Origin of the sequence: Edaphobacter sp. HDX4 (assembly GCF_036877565.1) — a bacterium.
Taxonomy (GTDB): domain Bacteria; phylum Acidobacteriota; class Terriglobia; order Terriglobales; family Acidobacteriaceae; genus Edaphobacter.
In genome coordinates this window covers 1-19,754 of record NZ_JAEDXW010000035.1, presented here as the reverse complement: position 1 = coordinate 19,754, position 19,754 = coordinate 1, and the positions used below count along the sequence as shown (strand labels likewise).

Sequence of the window (19,754 nt, the reverse complement as noted above, 5' to 3'; positions counted from 1 at the left end):
GGCATTTGTGAACTCAGTTGGCGACAACAGGCCAATGGACTGATCAAACATGATTAGACCTGAGTCGAAACATTGGCTCAGTGAAACGGCTATCGTCAGCCCGTCGTCCTTCGTCTTCTACGGCTTAGCTGATTCCAGGGGCTTGAGATCGCCCAGCACAGTCGGGATCAGCTCGGCGACGGTCGGATGAATGTGCACGGCGCGCTGAATCGTGGTGTAAGGCGCGCGCGCATACATGACATCGGTGATGCAGTGGATGGCTTCGTCTCCTCCCACGCCGAGAATGGATGCGCCAAGAATCTGCTTGCTCTCCGCATCGACCAGGATCTTCATAAAGCCGTCGCTCTCGCCTTTTTCGACCGCGCGATTAACCTTGGTCATGGGTCGCGTTCCAATCAGAGCCGGCTTGCCCGACTCGCGCACCTGGCGCTCCGTCATACCGACACGCGCCAGCGGTGGATCCATAAACATGGCATAGGTGAGGATACGGTCGCTGACTCGTCGAGGATCGTTGTCGAGCAGGTTGGCGGCGACGATCTCAAAGTCGTTGTAGGCGGTATGCGTGAAAGCTCCCTGGCCGTTGCAGTCTCCCATCGCCCATATGCCCGGGACGTTGGTGCGAAGCTGGTCGTCCACCTGGATATAGCCTCGCTTGTCCAGGGCAACGTCCGCGTTTTCCAATCCGAGATCATCGGTGTTGGGGCGTCGGCCGACGGCCAGCAAAACGTGGGAGGCGTCGGTAGAGGATGGATCTTCACTGCAGCTGACATGCACCGAGACACCTTCCGGTCCGGGATGCAGCTCGATACACTCCGCATTCAGCCGGATGCGAATTCCTTCCTTCTCCAGGATCTCTTTGATCGCGGCAGAGACGTCCTCATCTTCGTTATGGGCCAGCCGAGAGCTCATCTCGACGATGGTCACCTCGGTGCCGAAGCGGCGAAATGCCTGAGCGAACTCGATGCCGATGTAACTTCCTCCGACGATGGCGAGGTGCTTCGGCAGGGTCTCGAGCTCGAGGATGCTGGTGTTGGTGAGGAAAGGAACATCTTTGGCGCCTGGCATGTCGGGTATGACGGCGCGGCCTCCGACGTTAAGAAAGATCTGCGGCGCGGTGATAAGCTCCCCGCCCACGCTCATCCGCGTCGGTGAAACAAAGCGGGCGTGGTCCGTGAAGACCGTGCAATTTTCCATGTCGCGCAGCCAGGTTTCAATGCCGTTGCGCGACTTTAAAAGCACGGAGTCTTTGCGCGCCTTGACCGCCTTCATATCGGCCTTCACAGGACCGGTCACTTCGATGCCATAGGAGTCGGCCGTCCGCGCCTTATGCGCGACATAGGCGCTGGCGATGAGCGTCTTGGTCGGAGTGCATCCGGTATTGACGCACGTTCCTCCGAAGAGCTTTCGTTCCACGATGGCGACCTTGCGTCCGGCCTGCGCGAGCCGCCCGGCGAGAGAAGGTCCAGCCTGCCCCGCACCGACGATGATGGCGTCGAACTGTTTCGGTTCCATAGATGGGAGACTATCAGCAGCCACGAGGCTGACGACTGGAATAAATGGGGCGGCAGGGAAGCCTGTGATAGAAGAAGCTGTGCCAATCGAGGGGCGAAGATGCAGATACATTGTCAAGGGAAGACCGTTCTTGTTGTGGGCGGAACCGGCGGCCTGGGTAAAAGCGTCACCCTTACCTTCCTCGCCGAAGGTGCGAAGGTGATTGTGACCTATCGGAACCGGCAGGAGTTGAGCGAGCTGCAAGCGAGGGCAGGAGCAAAAGCTGCGCTGCTGGAAGGGATGGAGGCGGATGCCTTGGAGCCGTCCTCAGTCGCGGCGCTCGTCCAGGCAATCATTACTCGCCATGGCTCTCTCGACGCAGTTGTAAATACGGTGGGTGCTTACGTGGGTGGCTTGAAGGTCTGGGAGGTCGAAGCAGAGGTGTTTGAAAGAATGCTGGATCTCAACCTTCGAACAGGATTCGTCCTCGCGCAGGCGACGATTCCGGTAATGCTGAAGCAGGGAAGCGGCGCGTTCATCAACATTGCGTCGAAAGCAGCCATCGAACATGCCGCAGGAGCCTCTGCCTATGCTGCTTCCAAGGCTGCGGCCGTCGCACTGATGGATTCGCTTGCCGAAGACGTGAGAGGCACCGGCATCAGGGTCAACACGGTTCTGCCCAGCATTATCGACACCGCAGCCAATCGTGAGGCCATGTCGAGTGCCGATTTTTCAAAATGGCCGAAGCCGGAGGATATCGCCCGGGTCATCCTGTTTCTGGCGAGCGATGAGGCAAAGGTTGTCCATGGAGCCTCAGTGCCTGTGTACGGCAATGGCTAAGTCACCGGACAGAGAGCTTTCCGGGAGACGCGTTGCTGGATGTAAAAGCTTGCTCGCCAATGATTTGTGGCGTGATACTCTGGCCCGGCTTCCAAGGTCTCCTGGGAGCCCATTTGAACTTCAAAGCAACTGAAACAACGAAAGATACGTCGTATTCGCAGCGACGTTCTCCGATCCGGCAGTGCTGTGGTAAGTCGGTAGGCATACACGGGGGTTCGCCCTGACGAAATGGAACAGAAGGTCAAGGAGAGAAAGATGAAGAAAATTGCATGTCTATCGTTAGGCTTCCTGCTGGTGCTACCCATGGTGGCCAACGCTCAGGACAAAGAAGAAGACCGGGTTAAGGCCTCAGGAGAGGTTCTGAGGGACATTCTTGAATCGCCCGACAAGGGAATTCCGCATGATCTGGTGGATAAGGCCGAGTGTGTGGTGATCTACCCATCTGTAAAGAAAGCTGCTTTCATTGTGGGTGGAAGCTATGGACGCGGAGTTATGACCTGCCGGACCGGCGCTACCTTCAAAGGCCCCTGGAGCGCACCGGCAATGATGGCGCTCGAAGGCGCGAGCTTCGGCTTACAGATCGGCGGTCAGGCGACTGATTTCGTTCTTCTCATCATGAACGAGAAGGGCGCGAACTCTGTTCTCTCCAGCAAGGTAAAGATCGGCGGCGATGCTTCGGCTGCAGCTGGTCCGGTAGGCCGCAACCTTAGCGCCGAGACTGACGTCGTCCTGAAGGCTGAGATCCTGTCGTGGTCGCGAGCCCAAGGCCTCTTCGCTGGCGTATCCCTGACGGGATCCACCATGCGCGCAGACGATGACGCCAACAAGCACCTCTATGGGCACGACGTGAGTGCAAAGGACATCGTGTTCAAGCACGAGGTCAAGGCTCCTCCTTCAGCGAGCCTGCTGCTTTCAGAACTCCACAAGATCTCGCCCCAGCGCAAGCCCTAAGCCGTTGCGGCACTAACCTAAAGGCTTCAGCGACCGGGATTGCCTCCCTCGCTGAAGCCTTTTTCCTTTATTGGCGATCTCTCCGCCTGCCCTTCCAACGCCACTGTGACAGTCGTACCTCCGCGGGTCTACAATCTCGCGGTGTCGCTAGTCGACTGCGAAGGAGTGGACCAGAATGGCAACGATGACAGCGCTTCGGCCGGGGGAGTATGGATATCCGGTCTCGATACGCCCGAGATATGAGAATTTCATCGGCGGCGAGTGGGTGGCTCCCGCCTCAGGACAGTACTTCGAGAACGTAACGCCGGTTACGGGACAGGTTCTCTGCGAAATCCCGCGCTCGAACGCGGCAGACGTTGACCGCGCCCTCGATGCCGCTCATGCGGCGAAGACGGCATGGGGCAAGACCTCGCAGGCTGAGCGTGCGCACATCCTTGAGAGGATCGCCCAGCGCATGGAAGACAATCTCGAGATGCTTGCCACGGTCGAGACCTGGGACAACGGCAAACCGATCCGCGAGACCATGGCAGCCGATCTTCCTCTCGCCATCGATCACTTCCGCTACTTTGGCGGCTGCATCCGTGCCCAGGAGGGATCGATCGCCGAGATCGACGAGACCACCGTGGCCTATCACTACCACGAGCCCCTCGGCGTCGTAGGCCAGATCATCCCCTGGAACTTCCCCTTGCTGATGGCGACCTGGAAGCTCGCACCTGCGCTCGCGGCCGGAAACGCCGTCGTCCTCAAGCCCGCCGAGCAGACGCCTCTCTCCATCCTTGTTCTGATGGAACTCATCCAGGACCTCCTTCCTCCCGGCGTCCTGAACGTCGTCAACGGCTTCGGTCTCGAGGCAGGGAAGCCGCTCGCCTCCAGCCCAAGGATCGCCAAGATCGCCTTCACCGGGGAGACGACGACCGGCCGCCTCATCATGCAGTACGCGTCGCAGAACATCATCCCGGTCACGCTCGAGCTCGGCGGAAAGTCCCCGAACATCTTCTTCGCCGATACCATGCGTGAGGACGACGACTTCTTCGACAAATGCCTCGAGGGCTTCGCCATGTTCGCCCTCAATCAGGGCGAGGTCTGCACTTGCCCCTCCCGCGCGCTCGTGCAGGAGTCCATCTACGATCGCTTCATGGAGCACGCCGTCAAGCGCGTGAAGGCCATCAAGCAGGGAAATCCTCTGGATAAGTCCACCATGATCGGCGCGCAGGCCTCCACCGAGCAGATGGAAAAGATCCTCTCCTACCTCGACATCGGCAGACAGGAAGGCGCCGAGGTCCTCACCGGCGGCAAGCGCGCCTCGCTCGACGGCGATCTCGCCGAGGGCTTCTACATCGAGCCGACCGTCTTCAAAGGCAATAACAGGATGCGCATCTTCCAGGAGGAGATCTTCGGTCCCGTCGTCTCGGTTACCACCTTCAAGGACGACGACGAAGCTCTCGCCATCGCCAACGACACCCTCTACGGTCTGGGAGCCGGTATCTGGACCCGGGACCTGAATCGCGCCTACCGCTTCGGTCGCGCCATTCAGGCTGGAAGGGTGTGGACCAACTGCTACCACCTCTATCCTGCGCACGCCGCCTTCGGTGGCTACAAGCAGTCCGGCATCGGGCGCGAAAACCACAAGCTCATGCTCGACCACTACCAGCAGACCAAGAACCAGCTCATCAGCTATAGCCCCAAGGCGATGGGCTTCTTCTAAAGCTATGGCAACGACGACGGAGATTCCACTGCAGGTCCTTGCCACGAACGCCGCGATCGAGCTGATCAAGGCGCTGAAGGCAAAGCAGGGGGAGCTGATGTTCCATCAGTCGGGAGGCTGCTGTGACGGCAGCTCCCCCATGTGCTATCCACGAGGCGAGTTCCTGGTCGGCGACAGCGACGTTCTTCTCGGTGAGGTGGACGAAACGCCGTTTTATATCAGCCGTCCCCAGTTCGAATACTGGAAACACACGCAGCTCATCCTCGACGTGGTGCCGGGAAGGGGAGGAATGTTTTCGCTGGAGGGTCCGGAGGGGGTGAGATTCCTCATCCGGTCAAGGGTCTTTCGGGAGGAAGAGATTGAAGCTCTCAGGGCTGCGGGGCGAATCTAGGCGCGCTTCTTCTCCAGGCACTTGGTCATGATGGCAGAGTGCAGCCGCTCCTGGAGAGCGTCGGAGATCTCATAGATCTCGTTCCCGCGATAGACCTCGATCGTCTGCCGCGTCGTGTTTAGTACAACCTCGCAGTGGCTGCAGCCTGCCAGATGCGTACGAACCTCTTCAAGAAGTTCGGGGCTGATCTGGCCGTCGAAGTAGTCGGTAAGCTGGCTAAGAAAATCGGTGCAGTTCATGCGGGTTGTCCTTCTTTCCGCTGGCGGAAGTACCTGCTCAGACGTTCGCGCAATTGTAGCCGAGCGCGTAACAGACGAGACTTAACCGCGGGGATACTCAAGCCGAGTGCCTCCGCTGTCTCTTCCGTAGAGAGGTTTTCGATGTCCCGCAGGGTAAATACAGTGCGGAAACCGGGGGGAAGTCCCTGGATGGTCCTTCGAAGGATGTCGTTGAGTTCGTTCTGATCGAAGATCTGCTCAGGATTGGGTCGCCACTCGGCAAAGTCGCGAGGGATCGATCCTTCCTCCGTCTGGACGTCTTCATCCATGGAGACGGTTTTGCTGGTCTTGCGCTTGCGCAGCCGCATGAGACTCTCGTTGACCGCAATCCGGACCAGCCAAGTCGAGAACTTCGAGTTTCCCTGGAACTGCTCCAGCTTCTCGTAAGCCTTGAGGAAGGTGTCCTGCGTGATGTCTTCGGCGTCTTCACGGTTTTGAGTAATATGCTGCGCTACTCGGAAGATCTGGCGTTCGTACTGCCTGACCAGCTTCTCAAAGGCAGCTGTGTCACCCTCCCGCGCGCGCTCCACCAGAGCTACGTCGGGATGAATCTCTTCCGTTCCTGGAGATTGGATGGCTGGCATCACTAAAAAGGTGCGTCAAATCCTGCCTGAGCCTCTGTGGCTCAGCTTTTCTAACGCCTTGCACAATAGTAAATCCCCCCTCACCTCCCGACCAAATCGTCTTCTCCCGCAGATGGGGTGCAGCAAGGTGTATCTGTCCAGATTCCACTCTGCGTAGTCGTCAGTCTAAAGAAGAGAGCTCGCGGCTAAAGTAGACTAGTGGGCTCCCGCAAAGAGTGAGGCGAAGTTGAAGGGTTTCCGATTTGATGCTGCTGTGCTGCTTGGTTCTCTTCTGCTAAGTTCTCCATGGGCTATGGCCCGTGAGACGGCTGCCGGACAGAAGTCGCACTCGTCCGCAAGCAAGACGACCACCAGCAAAACAACGAAGAAGAGCTCCGGAAAGAGCTCCGGCAAGACCTCGTCCAAGTCGACGCATCCCACCCGGACCACATCCTCAGCCTCGCGACGATCCGAGAGCGCCAAAAAATCCCGCAGCAAAAAGAAGACAACCTCCCGGCGCACTTCTAAAAAGGCCACCCCTGAGACCATTCATCTCACCAGCGCCTTCCATGCGACCGAGCAGCTGCGGCCCATGGCCCAGCAACTGATCGCCACGCGTTCAGCCGCTGCCTACGCCGGAGTCCAGTCCTACGCTCATGCCCACTCGGGCGAGGGAGCGGCTGCAGCCTGGTTGTCCCTCGGGCATGCCTATATGCTCGACCATCGCTATAACGACGCCTACTCCGCGTTCCAGCAGGCAAAGGCGAGCGGGAAGGCTCTGGACGATTACGCCGACTACCTCGGAGCACAGGCCGCTCTCCAGGCAAGTCGCGGCTCTGACGCCTACGCTCTGCTCGACCGCTTTGCGGACCGGCATCCTGACAGCATCTTTGAGAGCGAAGCCCCTGTGCTCCTGGCCAACGCCTACATCCAGCAGAACAATCCGCAGGGAGCACTCACTGCGTTGCAGCCGATGGAAAACACTCCGCAGGGGAGTCACAGCGCGTTTCGCTACATGCTCGCTCGCGCCTACCAGCTTACCGGCGACACAGGCCATGCGGCTCCCATCTATCGCAGCATCTATGCGAAGTTCCCCACCAGCTTTGAGGCTGGCCAGGCACGTGCTCAGCTGGACGCCATGGGAGTTCCTCTCAACGCGGCAGAGCGAAAGACCCACGCGGACTTTCTCTTCAATGCGAAGCGGTACAACGATGCCGGCCAGGAATATCACGAGATCGCCAAGGCCGACAGCAGCCTCTCCCAGGCAGACCGTGACGCTCTGGCCATCTATGCCGCCGTCTGCGAGTTCAAGCTCAAGCGCATCAGCCGCCATGACGTAGAGCGCCTACCCGATACCGGCAACGACGACACGGCAGCCGCCAAGCTTTATCTGTTGGCCGAAATCTCGCGGAACGAAAATGATCAGCAGACACACACCGCGATTCTCGATCAGTTAATCAAGCAGTTCCCCACAAGCCGATGGCTCGAGGAGGCTCTCTACTCCGGCGGAAACATGTACCTGCTCAAGCACGACTTCGAGCAGGCCATCCATCACTACAGCCTTCTGGTCGAGATGTTTCCCCGCAGCACCTATGCGCCATCGGCCCATTGGCGTGCAGCCTGGATGAACTATCGTCTTCGCCGCTATGGTGAGGCCGCTCGCCTGATGGATGAGCAGATCGTGAAGTACTCCGCTGGGATCGAGGCGCCCACCGCCCTCTACTGGCGTGGCCGTATCTACGAGGATGAAGAACACAATCCCGGACAGGCGGCGAACTATTATCGCGCGCTCCGGACCAGCTACATCAACTACTACTATGCGGAGCTGGCGCGGAAGCGTCTCGCGGTTCTCAAGACGCAGGCGCCCAGTGTTCCGGAATCACCGATTCTCGCTTCAGTCCAGCAGCGGGAGATTCCCGAGCTCACCGATGACCTCCCGGAGAACGAGCCGCACCTGATCAAGGCGAAGCTGCTCGCCAACGCCGCGCTGAACGAGTACATCGCCCCGGAGATTCAGGCAGCTCCAGACTCCTCCGAGTGGGGAGCGCTGGCCGAAGCGCGCATCTATGCCTCCTATGGCGAGACCACACGCGCTCTTCAGTCGCTCAAGCGGAGCAAGATCTCCTTCTTCGCGTTGCCGATGGACCAGGTCCCCACACTCTACTGGCAGCTGCTCTTTCCCCGACCCTACTGGAGCGATCTGGCGACCAATGCGGAGAAGAATGGTCTTGATCCCTTCCTCGTCGCCTCGCTGATCCGCCAGGAATCGGAGTTCAATGCCGGTGCGGTCAGCCGCGCCCATGCGTACGGGTTGATGCAGCTGCTTCCGTCGGTCGGCAAATCCATGGCGCGCAAACAGCACATGAAGGGGTTTAGTACCGCCTCGCTGCTCAATCCCTCCACGAATCTCGCCCTGGGAACGCTCAACCTCAGCCAGGTACTCTCCCGTTACGGGGGTCAGCCGGAGTATGCCTTGGCCGCCTACAACGCCGGCGATGTCCCCGTCCGCCAGTGGATGGCGATCGGCGACTACAAGGATATTCCCGAGTTTGTGGAATCCATCCCTTACACCGAGACCCGCGAATACGTGCAAGCGATTATGCGCAACCGGATCCTCTATCAGGCCCTCTACACCAGCGAACGCGCCTCGCAGCCCTAAGTCGAACACGAGACGCCTCTCTTCGGCGGAGCCGCGTAACGGTGGTCCCATCCAGGAACCTGAAAGGACGATTTCCCCAGGCCGGGGCATTGACACGGCGGGGATTTGGATTATCCTTTGCACCATAGCTGGTGCAACTTTTTCCATGCGGAGGAGGGTTTCCGGAGGTAGAAGGCATACGCATTCTGGCGCTTCCTGCGCCGTCGTGAAGCAAACTCAACCCTGTAAATGAGGTGTCTATGGTCGCTGATTTAAGCTTCCTCGATGAGTGGATCCCGGAGCAGATGGAGCCGGGCACGATGTTTCTGCTGGAAAAGGCTGGCGAACTGGGGAAGCCGGAGAACCCCTTCTGGGCGGTTCTGTCGTGTCCTTCCTGCGGAGCGCTGGGACTCATAACCCGCCAGCAGTGCGCGGGGCTGGAAACAATGATCTGCGGCTCGGAAAACTGCTCTGCCGAATACTTCTTCTCCGACGGTCACATCCACTACAGGAAACCAAGCTAGATCTGCTTCGAGTACTTGAGCCGCTGCACCCCGGGTCGCGGTCTCCCATGAGAATGTCAAGAGGAGATAGTATCTAACTCTCCCGAGATCAAAGACATAAATATGCCGATCGGTTCAGTCCGTTCGGCTATTCTTTTTATAGAGCTATTTCTTGGAATGCAAGGCAGTTACGGAACGGATAAAAACAAGAGGTCCGGACCTAAGTCTCATCGTTGGAAGATTTGCGCAAACAGGAGGGGGGAGGGGGTATCTCCCGAGCTGCGCTCCGCGCGCACAGCCGCCGCACCCGGATCTCGGTCCGCGCTGCCCACCCAGAGACCTCTCCTTTTCAGCTCAGTACGATAGGATGTGAAAGGCAGCAGCCCACCGCACACGCCCGGATGGTGAAATCGGCAGACACAGCGGACTTAAAATCCGCAGACCTTAACCGGTCGTGGGGGTTCAAGTCCCCCTCCGGGCACCAATAGAATCGATAGATACAGGAAGATATCTCGCTCGATAAAGTACAGAAAATAAATACTGGTGCCGCTTCTGGCGCCACTTCGTTCCGACTTTGCTAGGATCGCATCCAGGAGGCATTTCCTATGCCGAGGAAGGTGGTTGGTACAGGGACGCCTTCGTATCACTTCCGAACAGGTTCAGTTCCGATTGCACTGTTCCCGCTGGCCATACTCTGGGCCTTCCATGATGTAGGCCACCACGATCAGTCCAACGGATCCGACCGCAGAGCATTGGAGGATCTTGAAAGCTTTCATCCTTGGGCGCAATCTTTCCGGCCAGGGCCACGGAATAGATCACCTGAACCATTCCCCGGTGGATGAACAGCGTCATGATGTAGGTGCGCGATAGGAACCATCCCGCGACGAACCTCTACCTGCAGAAGAGATCGAACGAATCGCACGGCTCATGCTGGTCCCAATCGTGGGTTACCGGCCTCCCTGTCACCCGGGACTTGGTTCTCCTCTGTTGGTCGATCGGCCGGGATCTCAGTCAGCGTTTTGCGACCGAAGAGTGGGGAAGCAAGATCAATGAGCGTTTAGCGAGGGACCTACAGGCCGAGTTCCCGGGTGTCGAAGGCTTCAGTCCCCGGAACCTCGGTGGAGGAGCGGCCGTCGCCGGCGCGTTGCAGGATCTGGCGCTCGCGATCGGTCAGAGGGTCGAGCTTGGCTCCCCACGCTTCGGTGGCGAAGGCAGGGTCGACAACGCGGAGTCCCCGGTGGACGCGGCGGACGGCGTCCGACAGCTCGGCGGCAGGATGGTCTTTGAGGAGATAGCCGCGTGCTCCGGAATCGAGTGCGCGACGGAGGTAACCGGGACGCGCGAAGGTGGTGAGGATGACAGCGCGGATATTCGGGTGGGTAATGCGCAGTGCGGCCGCGACTTCGAGGCCGTTCATGTGCGGCATCTCGATGTCTGTGACCAGGACGTCGGGAGTGAATTTGATGATGGCATTGAGGGCGGCGCGGGCGACGACGGTGATGTCGGGTTCCATCTCGAGCAGGGCGGCGAGCGCGCCGAGCACCATGGCCAGCTCTTCGGCGAGGATTACACGGATCTTGTTATCGACTGGGCCTGAGCTGACATCCGGTTTGGGTGTGGTCATCATGCGAGGATTCCTTGCTGCGAGGTAATGGGCAGCTCGATGAGCAATTGCGTGCCATGGTCGCAACGGATGGAGAAGCGTCCGCCGAGTCCACTGACTCGCTCGCGCATGCCGCGGAGACCATTGCCCTCATGCTGAATGGTGTGGCGACCGTCGTCCTCGACCAGCAACGCGTAATGGCCATCGGAGGTTGTGGCAAGGCTCACCGTGCAGCGCGTGGCTTCGGCGTGACGGACGATGTTGGTGACGGCCTCTCGCACGGACAGGGAGAGCACCGTCTCTTCCGTCGCCGTAAGTGCGGGCAGACCTCCGGACGGGGCCTGCCAGCGTAGGGTAACGCCGGCTGCGTCGAGGGTGCTACGAGCGTGGGCCAGCTCGGCGGCAAGGCCCTGGGAGCGGTAGCCTCCGATGGCTTCGCGGATCTCGGCGAGGGCGGTGCGGGCCGTGGCCTCGACATCGGCGATCTCCTGCACGGCTCGTTCGAGGTTCTGCTGGTTCTCGCTTTGCATCAAGCGCTTGGCGAGCTCGGCCTTGAGGACGATCACTGAGAGGTTGTGGCCGAGGACGTCGTGGAGGTCGCGTGCGATGCGCTCGCGTTCGGCGACGGCGGCGAGCTGCGCATTCTCCTCGTGGGGCCATGCGAAGTTTGCTGTCGGCGCGCTTCTGCTGGGCGATCAAGGTGTTGGCGGAGCCGACGACTAGACAAAGAATACAGTTGCGACTACGTTGATGACGTTGCTGTGCAGCCACAGGATCTCCACGGCCGCGACAAGGCACTGGGCGACAAGGATGATGCGTATCTTTGCGATGGATTCGACGGCGAAGGGCAGGGATGCAGCGCTGTAAATGAAGAAGCTGGTGGCGCCGGGGTTCAGGGGGAAGGTCAACAAGCCGAGAAGGTAGAAGCCGCCGAGCAGCAGGTGGCGCTGCCTTGTGGTTCGGGGGGGCATGTAGCTGATATACATTGCGACGAAGACAGCGTAAATCGCTGCGCATTCGAGCCAGTAGAGCAGTTGATGACGCATGACGGGCTCGATGAAGAAGAAGATGGAGTATGCGATCCAGATGTAACCGGTGCCCTTGCGTGTGCCAATATCTTGTGCGCATGCCGTTTTTTTGGTTGGAGTGCTCATACTTCCCCGATTGAAGAGTGTATCGCGCGCGGCTCGACTACTGGAGGGAGCTTCGCGCATAGTTGCGATTATGACCGTTGTTGTTTGCGGCTGAAAACGGCCCAAGCCGAACCGAGCATCAGGCAGGCGAAGCCGATGAGGCTCAACCAATGAGTCTGGGTGGAGACATCGTCGAAGCGGTAGCCGCGGCCGAAGACGCCCAGCATGAGTTGAGATAGGTGATAGGTAGGCATGACGGAGGCGATCGGCCGAACCCAATGAGGGAGTTGGGAGAACGGAATCCAGAGACCGCCGAGGAAGGACATGGGGAGATAGATGATATTGACGATGCCGGGGGCGGGGTTGGCAGGAATGACCTGCGCGAGAAGCAAGCCCATGCTGGCGAAGACGATGGAGCCGGGAACTGCGAGAGCAAGCATCATGGCGACTTCGGATGGAGTGATGGAGACTTTGCCCAGAGTGACGCCGAGAGTAATGAGGACGCTGTTGATGATAAGGCCCAAAGCAATGGCGGTCACGCATTTGGCGAAGAGGCAGGCGACAGGGGGCATGGGACTGGCGCGCTTGACTTCGAGCCATCCAGCGTTGATCTCACCGGCCATGCCAACGCCGATGCCGAAGAGCGCGGCGCCGATGAGTCCAAAACAGGCATAGCCAGCCATCATGTATTTGGCGATCTGGATATCGCCGGCGACCAGATGTTTATTGGCAATGCCGAAGAGGAGGTAGAACATGACGGGGAAGCCGATGGTGGCGATGGAGAAGGAGCGGGTGCGGAGGAGCTTGAGGAACTCGTACTTCGTCTCTTTGATGTAAATGCGAGGCAGGTTCGCAGGGGGCTGTAGCGGGGTATGGGATCGTAGTAGTGGACATTGAAGTCTCCTGGATTCGGTGCTGTTTACGCTTAGTTCTTTGTGAGGGCAAGGAAGGCGTCTTCGAGGGCAGGGCTGGCGATCTCGAGGTTGCTCAGCGTCTCGTCGCTGCGCAGCATCTCTCGAATGACGGTCTCTGCCTGCCGGGTGGTGACGGTGGTGATGCCTGTGTCTTCCGTGACGGAGCTGACGCTGGGCAGTGTGCGGAGGAAGTGCGCTGAGAGCTTGGTATTGCAGCGAATCTGGCGGTCTCCGCTCATGCTCTTGATCTCTACAGGTGTGCCTTCGCTCACGACGCGGTCTTTGTTGATGACGATGATGCGGTGGGCAAGCGTGTCGGCCTCCTCGAGATAGTGGGTGGTGAGGAGGACGGTCTTGCCGCGGGCGGCGAGCGAACGGATCTGCTGCCAGAGTCCCCGGCGGGATTCGATGTCGAGGCCGACTGTGGGTTCATCGAGGAAGATGAGGTCGGGGTCGCCGCAGAGCGCAATGGCGAAGAGGACGCGTTGCTTCTGGCCACCTGAGAGCTGGCCGAACTTGCGGTCTTCGATGCCTTCGAGCTGGGCGATGCGGACGATCTCGGCGAAGGGCAAAGGATGCGGATAATAGCTGCTGAAGAGGTCGATGTGCTCGCGGACTTTGAGGGTCTCAGTGATGCGGGCAACCTGCAGCATGGCTCCGATGCGGGTGCGGGTGAGGGCGAGGCGCGGGTCGCTGCCGAAGATGCGGACCTGTCCCGATGTCGGTGTGGTGAGGCCGAGCATCAGGCGAACTGCGGTGAATTTACCAGCACCGTTTGGACCGAGGAGGGCGACCACTTCACCAGGGTGCAAGGCAGGGAAAGGCCGTCGAGTGCCGCGATGGACTGATAGCGCTTGGTAATGCTGTCCAGCATCGCGATGGGCATCGGTGTGGGCCGCTTGAGCGGCTCTAGGCTCGGTTTCTGGCCGACCGGTAGAAGTGCTGTTGCTTGCATGGTCTCTCCTGTGGATCGGACGATGATCCGTCGTACTGACCTAAGGATGCGTTAGGTTGCAGATCGCCAGTAGTGCTGTACGTCAGCAAAGCGATATGACAGATGTCACATGTGCAGAAACATCACAAAGACTTAATTCAAAAAATACGGCAGCATCTGAAATATTGAGGAAAATCATGGATGCGTCCGCAGGTTCAAAATGAGAAGCGGGGTTCTCGGTCAGTTGACGATAAATTCGCCAAGGCATTCATTGACAGATCAGATTACTGACGATAAGCCGACTTATCGTTACGAATCCGGCTCAAAGAGTGACTTGGCGATTTATGGTCAATTGACGTGGTAGCACGCGGAATGCGCTTCTGTAGTTTCCCTGATTGATGAGGCACTCAGTCGGTTCAAGGCATGGCGGCGATGGAGACATCGACTTTGAATTATTACCCGATATCGGCTCGTAGTAACTTGAGCATTCCCATCGACGGCGAAGGAAGTATGAGAACCTAATGGTCGCGGCCGCTGCAGAAACGCGTATTGGCGATTTCGCACTCAGCTACAAAATATTGATAGGCATGGATTTGGGAAACGGCGCTCCTGAATTCAGGAGCTGAATATTTTTTGTTCTGGTCCACCAAATTCATAAAGAATGAACTTAATTTCGACAGAAATACGAAGGCTTTCGTTGACATATACGAAATAGTTCGTATATTGTTTCGTCCATGATGAAGACCAAAGAAACAATCAGGCCGACGGAAGGAGAGTTGGAGATACTTTCCGTCCTTTGGGAGCGCGGATCGGCTACGGTCCGCGACGTGTATGAGGCGATCAGCGAAGAGCGCCCGATGGTGTATACGGGCGTGTTGAAGCTAATGCAGATCATGGCTGACAAGGGGTTGGTGATCCGGGACGAGAGCGCTCGCGCACACGTATATCGCGCCGCGGTGGAGAAGGAGGAGACGGAGCGGCGTTTTGTGCGCGATTTGAGCCGGAGGTTGTTTGCCGGAAGTGCGGCACAGTTGGCTCTGCGAGCACTTGAGATGGAGCCTGCCAGCGAGGAAGAGGTGGCCGAGATTCGCAAGCTGCTGGCGCGGCGGAGACAGGAGGCCAGCCAATGAGTGTCCTGAACTGGGTGCATTCAGGTGAGGCGGTAGCACTGGGGTGGACACTGCTCCATTTCTGTTGGCAGAGCGCGATCGTCGCGCTGCTGTATGCGCTGATGGACTGCTGCCTCTTTCGTGCAGCGACGGCCGTACGCTATGGAGTGGCGATGACGATGCTGGGGCTGATGCCTCTTGCGGCGATCGCAACCTTTATCGAGCAGGAACGGCTTGTCGTTCACCTAAACCAGGGTGAACAGACATTTGTGGCGTCCCATGTTGGAAGTCTGCACACGACGATAGCCATGGAGGCTCCGTTTGTGGCTCCAGCGATGGCAGACAGCGAGCTTTGGATTGCAGGGCACGCGGACCGACTGATGCCCTGGATCGATGGTGTGTGGCTTACGGGCGTCTGCTTTCTGGCGTTGAGGGCGGCGGGTGGTTGGTGGCGGTTGAGGTCATTGCGGCGCAGTGCGCAGGTTGCGGTGCCGCCGGCCATGCAGCGGAGCTTTGCGAAGGTGGTTGGGCAGTTACGCCTGGCACAGCCGGTAGTGTTGCGGGTGTCGCGGGAGGTGATCTCGCCGATGGCGATGGGGATATGGCGGACCACCGTGATCCTGCCGCTGAGTGTGGCTACTTCGCTTCCGGCGGAACAGCTGGAGGCGGTACTGGCACATGAGCTGGCGCACATTCGCCGGTGGGACTACTTCTGCAATCTGCTGCAGACAGCGATTGAGTGTCTGTTCTTCTTCCATCCTGCAGTCTGGTGGATGAGCAAGCGGACGCGAGAGTTGCGTGAGGTTTGCTGCGACGAGATCGCGGCGCGGACCTGTGCCGATCCTGGAATTTATGTGGAGGCTCTGCTGCAGATGGAGGAGCAGAGGGCAGAGCATCTGCAACTGGCGGTCGCGTTGCATGGGAAGGGCGGAACGCTGTTGAACAGAATTCAGAGAGTGATGGGAGAGAGAACAATGGAGTATGGGTCGATGGGTATGGTGCGTTTTGCAGCTGCAGGTTTGGTGGTGGCGGGCCTTGCGGTCGCGCCGCATGTGGCGGAGGGCTTGAAGGCGGAGCCGGCTGGCGCCAGAACCGTTGCGGGAGAGAAGGTTCCTGCAGTTCTGATGGCACAGGCTCGCAGTGGCAACGTCGCGGTGGCGGCTCCAGCAGCTCGCAATGAGAAGGCGGGCATAGAAGTGAGCCAGGCTGTGCCAGCTCCTGTGCCGGCGATGGCAGCTATTCCCATGGCAGCGGCTGCGCCAGCCCCGGCTGCGGCGCCATCTCCCATGCCGCATCCTATGCCGCGTGACGAAGAGATGCAGGATGCAGGGAACGCGAGTGGGAAGGATTATTTGCAGAAGATGCGTGACGCGGGCTATCCGCTGGACCTCGATAAGGATCTGGATAAGATCATCTCGCTTCGCTCCGTTGGGGTGACGCCGGAGTACGCGAAGGCGATGGCGCAGGCTGGGCTGGGAACTCCTACGCTGAAGGAGCTTGTGTCGCTGAAATCGGTTGGTGTAACGCCGGAGTATGTTGCCGGGCTGAAGGGTTCCAACGCTGCTCCCACGAACTTCAAAGAGGTGGTTTCGGAGAAGGCCGTAGGCGTAACACCGGAGTATGCCAAGGCAATGGCGGCGACAGGGCTGGGGACGCCGACGATGCATGATCTCGTTGCCATGAAGGCCCAGGGCATTACGCCGGAGTACATTGCGCAGATGAAGGCGGGGGGCCTTGCGCCTGAGAACCTGCATGAGCTGATTGCTCTTCGGTCTGTGGGAGTGACGCCGGAATATGCGAAGGCGATGACGGCCGCTGGAATGGGAACGCCAACGACTCATGATCTCGTCGCGATGAAGTCGCAGGGCATCACGCCTGAATATCTGGCGCAAATGAAGGCCGGAGGGCTTGCGCCTGCAGACCTGCATGAGCTGATCGCGCTTCGGTCCGTGGGAGTAACGCCGGAGTACGCGAAGGGGATGGCGTCGACAGGTTTTCAGGGGCTTTCGACGCATGACCTGGTCTCCCTTAAAGCGCAGGGAGTGACACCTGAATATGTTCGCTGGATCAAGTCGACCTTTCCGAACGCCGACCTGCAAGAGGTGCGTAAGGCAGCGGTGTTTCACATCGATGAGGAGTTCATAAACAAGGCCAGGGCACACAGCTTCAACAGCACCGATCTGGACAAGCTCGTGAAGCTGAAGATGACCGGCCTTCTGAACTAATTCGTTACTGAAGGATGGGTTTTATGCAGTCATGGACTGCATCAGGAGTTGTTTTGCGTCAAAATCAACCGTTTTGAGGAGAGAGGACATGAGGGTTATTGCTTTCGCGGTGTTGTTCCTGGGCTGCTCGACTGGGTTTGCGCAGTCACTGTCGGGGCTTTGCATGCTGTCGCAGCGCGCGGACCAGCCTGACAAGGGGCAGCTGATGCTGGCGCGTACCGACTGCGACAAGGGTTCGGATAGCTGCTCGGATATGAACAACTCGTCGACCGAGTGGAGCCGGTGGACTGGGGTTTCGGCAGAGATGCTGCAGAAAGAGGGTACGACACTGACGGCGCAGATGAGCGCCGAGCCGGGCGAGCTGACGTGCAATGGCAACGTCCATGACGGAGTGCTGAGCGGGCGCTACCAGTTCACGGGGAACGAGGCGTTCGTGAAGGAGATGGCGTCGATGGGATTTGATGGCATCACGCCGAGGAAGCAGCTTGGCTTTCTGATGCTTGATGTAACGACCGCATGGGTGAAGGAAATGAAAGGGCTTGGCGTGACGGAACTTTCGACGAACAAGCTGATGGGCCTGAAGGCTCTGCATGTAACGCCGGGGTATGTACGTGCAATGTCCGCAGCGGGATACCCTGAGTTACGGGCGGGAAAGCTGACGGAGATGAAGGCTGTAGGCGTAACGCCGGAGAAGGTACAGGAGGCAAAAGCACTGGGCTTTACGCCTACGGAACATGAGCTGATCCAGATGAGCATTTTTCATATCGACCGGTCGTTTGTTGAGCGGATGCGTGCGCGAGGCCTGAATGATCTGACGCTGGACAAGCTAATCAAGATCAAGATCTTTAAAGTGGACGAATAGGCGACGTTCTTCAATGCGTTTCAGGAAGGAGGAGCGATGATTCCTGAACGAACTTCGGCATATGTTCTTGCTGTTGTGTGTGTTTTTCAGACGCTTCTTCCTTCGTGGACTATGAAACCACATTGCTGGCGAAGTATTGATCTACAGATGGGACGGCTTCGCATGCAGGCAAAGAACGAGGCCTATTCGGCTACATGGATGCCCGTGCCGCATAATTGGCAGAAGCAGCCCAAAAGGCTAAGGATCTGCATGAACGGCAGCGGTTGCATAACGGTATGGTTGGATGGAGCTTCGCATGCCTGGATGATCTCCAAGGATGAGAGCGGAAAGTCAGACCCTGGGTCACTGACCTGTTGCCATCTATTCTCAATTGATGCCAACAGGGATGCACTCGTTGACATTCAGTTGGTGGAGCCAAATCCGGGGGAGTCCAGCAAACCATCTGTTACTGACGTGAACGGCGTTTATCAGGACCTATACCCAAGACAAGTAGTTGTTGCCAAGTTCTTTTGTCATTCCGATAAGGATTCTGCGCAATTTTCTGGTCAATAAATTGCACTTACCGGTGCCAAACTCCGATCTGGAGCTTATTCTTAGCACATCTCAAAAGTTTCCTCTCCTAACATGAATCGCAAGCTCCTCGCTTTCCTCTCGATGTATCTCTTCCTGTGCCTTCACACCGTGAGTGCTCAAAGCTGCCACTTCTTCGGTGAAAAGAATGCTGCTGCAACAGAGAATGTCTTGCGCACGTCTGCCTCGTGTTCTGCAGCTCATGCTTATCTCAGAAAATGCGCCTGGGGCTCTTCTGCCGACGTAGGTTTCGCCGAGATCGTTCGTTCGCGATGTGAGAAAGACTTCATTCAGATACTCTCTGCTACCCAAAAGATCATCTACGCCGATAAGAGCTCGCTTTGTGCTGATGAATTCGCCAACCAAGACGGAACCCTTGCTTTGTCTGAGCAATCCACTTGTTTCGCCGATATCGCCTTTCAGTTCGCAACAAATCTCACCGAAGCCTCGCGTCCGCTTCCACGAGCGAGCTTCGATTGTGTGAAGGCTAAATCTCCACTTGAAATCACCATCTGTGTCCACCCTGATCTTGGCAGGCAGGATTTGCTGATGGCACGCGCCTATTTCCCTTTCTTCAAAGCCATCAAAGGCTCTGATCGCAAGACACTCCTCGATAATCAACGAGCGTGGAACGAAAGGATACCTACGGCGTGCAGACTCTCAGGTGTGCCGGCGTCGCCCGCAGTTGTCTCATGTCTCATACAGAAATACAAAGCTCGTACTTCTGTCCTCGACGCCTGCGGTAATGGATTAGATATCGCATGTATCACTAACGATGACACCTCCAGGCAGCCTTAGACTCACAAGTCGAGTGCCAAGTGGCCTATCAGATCGGTAACGCGAAGTCGGCTTCCCGTCAGTGACGAATCAGGAAGCGCTTTCCTCAGTGCGCTTCGGTCCAGATGTGTGTCATAAGGCATCCCCTGTCCCCAGGAACGCGTGAGATATCGACCGCCCGGAGCTTTTCCAGCGTTTGACAATCTCATAAACGATCACCGTGCTATAGGTCACCGCAATCCAAACGTAGACCTCTTCCACTGGGAG

Annotated in this window: 19 protein-coding genes, 1 tRNA gene and 1 pseudogene; 12 read left to right on the top strand and 9 right to left on the bottom strand. The window is 58.2% G+C overall.

Features of this window, described 5'->3' with window-relative positions; genetic code table 11:
- Window positions 1-117 precede the first annotated feature (117 nt).
- The gene (locus JAO29_RS21865) at window positions 118-1,512 is read right to left on the bottom strand and encodes an FAD-containing oxidoreductase (RefSeq protein ID WP_334270401.1); all 1,395 of its coding nucleotides are present in this window, start codon (window positions 1,510-1,512) and stop codon (window positions 118-120) included.
- A gap of 99 nt (window positions 1,513-1,611) precedes the next feature.
- On the opposite strand from JAO29_RS21865, the gene JAO29_RS21860 reads away from it, so the two are divergent.
- The 4 genes from JAO29_RS21860 (at window position 1,612) to JAO29_RS21845 (ending at window position 5,378) form a co-directional block, all read left to right on the top strand.
- Window positions 1,612-2,331, top strand: a complete 720-nt coding sequence (locus JAO29_RS21860; protein ID WP_334270400.1) for an SDR family NAD(P)-dependent oxidoreductase — start codon at window positions 1,612-1,614, stop codon at window positions 2,329-2,331.
- Between the two features lie 255 nt (window positions 2,332-2,586).
- A complete protein-coding gene (locus JAO29_RS21855; protein ID WP_334270399.1) occupies window positions 2,587-3,282 on the top strand; it encodes a lipid-binding SYLF domain-containing protein in 696 nt (231 codons plus the stop codon).
- A 175-nt stretch (window positions 3,283-3,457) separates the two neighbouring features.
- Complete coding sequence (gene adh, locus JAO29_RS21850; RefSeq protein ID WP_334270398.1) at window positions 3,458-4,987, top strand: aldehyde dehydrogenase; 1,530 nt, start codon at window positions 3,458-3,460, stop codon at window positions 4,985-4,987.
- 4 nt (window positions 4,988-4,991) lie between these two features.
- The gene (locus JAO29_RS21845) at window positions 4,992-5,378 is read left to right on the top strand and encodes a DUF779 domain-containing protein (RefSeq protein WP_334270397.1); all 387 of its coding nucleotides are present in this window, start codon (window positions 4,992-4,994) and stop codon (window positions 5,376-5,378) included.
- Here JAO29_RS21845 and JAO29_RS21840 read toward each other — a convergent pair.
- Both JAO29_RS21840 and JAO29_RS21835 read right to left on the bottom strand, forming a co-directional pair.
- Window positions 5,375-5,617, bottom strand: coding sequence for an anti-sigma factor family protein (locus JAO29_RS21840; protein ID WP_334270396.1), 243 nt, complete (start codon window positions 5,615-5,617; stop codon window positions 5,375-5,377). The genes JAO29_RS21845 and JAO29_RS21840 overlap by 4 nt on opposite strands.
- The gene (locus JAO29_RS21835; RefSeq protein WP_334270424.1) at window positions 5,614-6,240 is read right to left on the bottom strand and encodes an RNA polymerase sigma factor; all 627 of its coding nucleotides are present in this window, start codon (window positions 6,238-6,240) and stop codon (window positions 5,614-5,616) included. Before JAO29_RS21835 ends, JAO29_RS21840 begins: the two co-directional genes overlap by 4 nt.
- A 226-nt stretch (window positions 6,241-6,466) precedes the next feature.
- On the opposite strand from JAO29_RS21835, the gene JAO29_RS21830 reads away from it, so the two are divergent.
- The 4 genes and pseudogenes from JAO29_RS21830 to JAO29_RS23695 form a co-directional block, all read left to right on the top strand.
- Complete coding sequence (locus tag JAO29_RS21830; protein WP_334270395.1) at window positions 6,467-8,878, top strand: lytic transglycosylase domain-containing protein; 2,412 nt, start codon at window positions 6,467-6,469, stop codon at window positions 8,876-8,878.
- A 239-nt stretch (window positions 8,879-9,117) separates the two neighbouring features.
- Entirely contained in the window at window positions 9,118-9,381 is a 264-nt protein-coding gene (locus JAO29_RS21825; protein ID WP_334270394.1) for a hypothetical protein, read from the top strand.
- A gap of 374 nt (window positions 9,382-9,755) precedes the next feature.
- A tRNA-Leu gene (locus JAO29_RS21820) sits at window positions 9,756-9,844 on the top strand.
- A gap of 375 nt (window positions 9,845-10,219) precedes the next feature.
- Window positions 10,220-10,417 (top strand): annotated as a pseudogene (locus JAO29_RS23695) (hypothetical protein); the annotation flags it as partial.
- A 12-nt stretch (window positions 10,418-10,429) separates the two neighbouring features.
- Here the strand turns inward: JAO29_RS23695 and JAO29_RS21815 are convergent.
- The 6 genes from JAO29_RS21815 to JAO29_RS21790 all read right to left on the bottom strand — a co-directional run bounded on the left by JAO29_RS21815 (window position 10,430) and on the right by JAO29_RS21790 (window position 13,965).
- Window positions 10,430-10,987: a response regulator gene (locus JAO29_RS21815; protein ID WP_334270393.1), complete on the bottom strand. Its 558-nt coding sequence runs from the start codon at window positions 10,985-10,987 to the stop codon at window positions 10,430-10,432.
- The gene (locus JAO29_RS21810; RefSeq protein WP_334270392.1) at window positions 10,984-11,529 is read right to left on the bottom strand and encodes a sensor histidine kinase; all 546 of its coding nucleotides are present in this window, start codon (window positions 11,527-11,529) and stop codon (window positions 10,984-10,986) included. The genes JAO29_RS21815 and JAO29_RS21810 overlap by 4 nt, the downstream gene beginning before the upstream one ends.
- 153 nt (window positions 11,530-11,682) lie before the next feature.
- On the bottom strand, window positions 11,683-12,117 hold the full coding sequence (locus JAO29_RS21805; RefSeq protein WP_334270391.1) for a hypothetical protein: 435 nt from the start codon (window positions 12,115-12,117) through the stop codon (window positions 11,683-11,685).
- Window positions 12,118-12,185: 68 nt separating this feature from the next.
- A complete protein-coding gene (locus JAO29_RS21800; protein ID WP_442886466.1) occupies window positions 12,186-12,929 on the bottom strand; it encodes an ABC transporter permease in 744 nt (247 codons plus the stop codon).
- A gap of 92 nt (window positions 12,930-13,021) precedes the next feature.
- Window positions 13,022-13,807, bottom strand: a complete 786-nt coding sequence (locus JAO29_RS21795) for an ABC transporter ATP-binding protein (RefSeq protein WP_334270390.1) — start codon at window positions 13,805-13,807, stop codon at window positions 13,022-13,024.
- Window positions 13,753-13,965 carry a hypothetical protein gene (locus JAO29_RS21790; protein WP_334270389.1) on the bottom strand — a complete coding sequence of 71 codons (213 nt, stop codon included), beginning with the start codon at window positions 13,963-13,965 and terminating at the stop codon, window positions 13,753-13,755. Before JAO29_RS21790 ends, JAO29_RS21795 begins: the two co-directional genes overlap by 55 nt.
- Window positions 13,966-14,720: 755 nt before the next feature.
- Here JAO29_RS21790 and JAO29_RS21785 point away from each other — a divergent pair.
- From JAO29_RS21785 to JAO29_RS21770, 4 genes are all read left to right on the top strand, one after another.
- On the top strand, window positions 14,721-15,074 hold the full coding sequence (locus tag JAO29_RS21785) for a BlaI/MecI/CopY family transcriptional regulator (protein WP_334270388.1): 354 nt from the start codon (window positions 14,721-14,723) through the stop codon (window positions 15,072-15,074).
- Window positions 15,071-17,278 carry a M56 family metallopeptidase gene (locus tag JAO29_RS21780; RefSeq protein WP_334270387.1) on the top strand — a complete coding sequence of 736 codons (2,208 nt, stop codon included), beginning with the start codon at window positions 15,071-15,073 and terminating at the stop codon, window positions 17,276-17,278. Before JAO29_RS21785 ends, JAO29_RS21780 begins: the two co-directional genes overlap by 4 nt.
- A gap of 88 nt (window positions 17,279-17,366) precedes the next feature.
- Window positions 17,367-18,140, top strand: coding sequence for a hypothetical protein (locus JAO29_RS21775; RefSeq protein ID WP_334270386.1), 774 nt, complete (start codon window positions 17,367-17,369; stop codon window positions 18,138-18,140).
- 741 nt (window positions 18,141-18,881) lie between these two features.
- Window positions 18,882-19,508: a lysozyme inhibitor LprI family protein gene (locus JAO29_RS21770; RefSeq protein WP_334270385.1), complete on the top strand. Its 627-nt coding sequence runs from the start codon at window positions 18,882-18,884 to the stop codon at window positions 19,506-19,508.
- Window positions 19,509-19,754 lie beyond the last annotated feature (246 nt).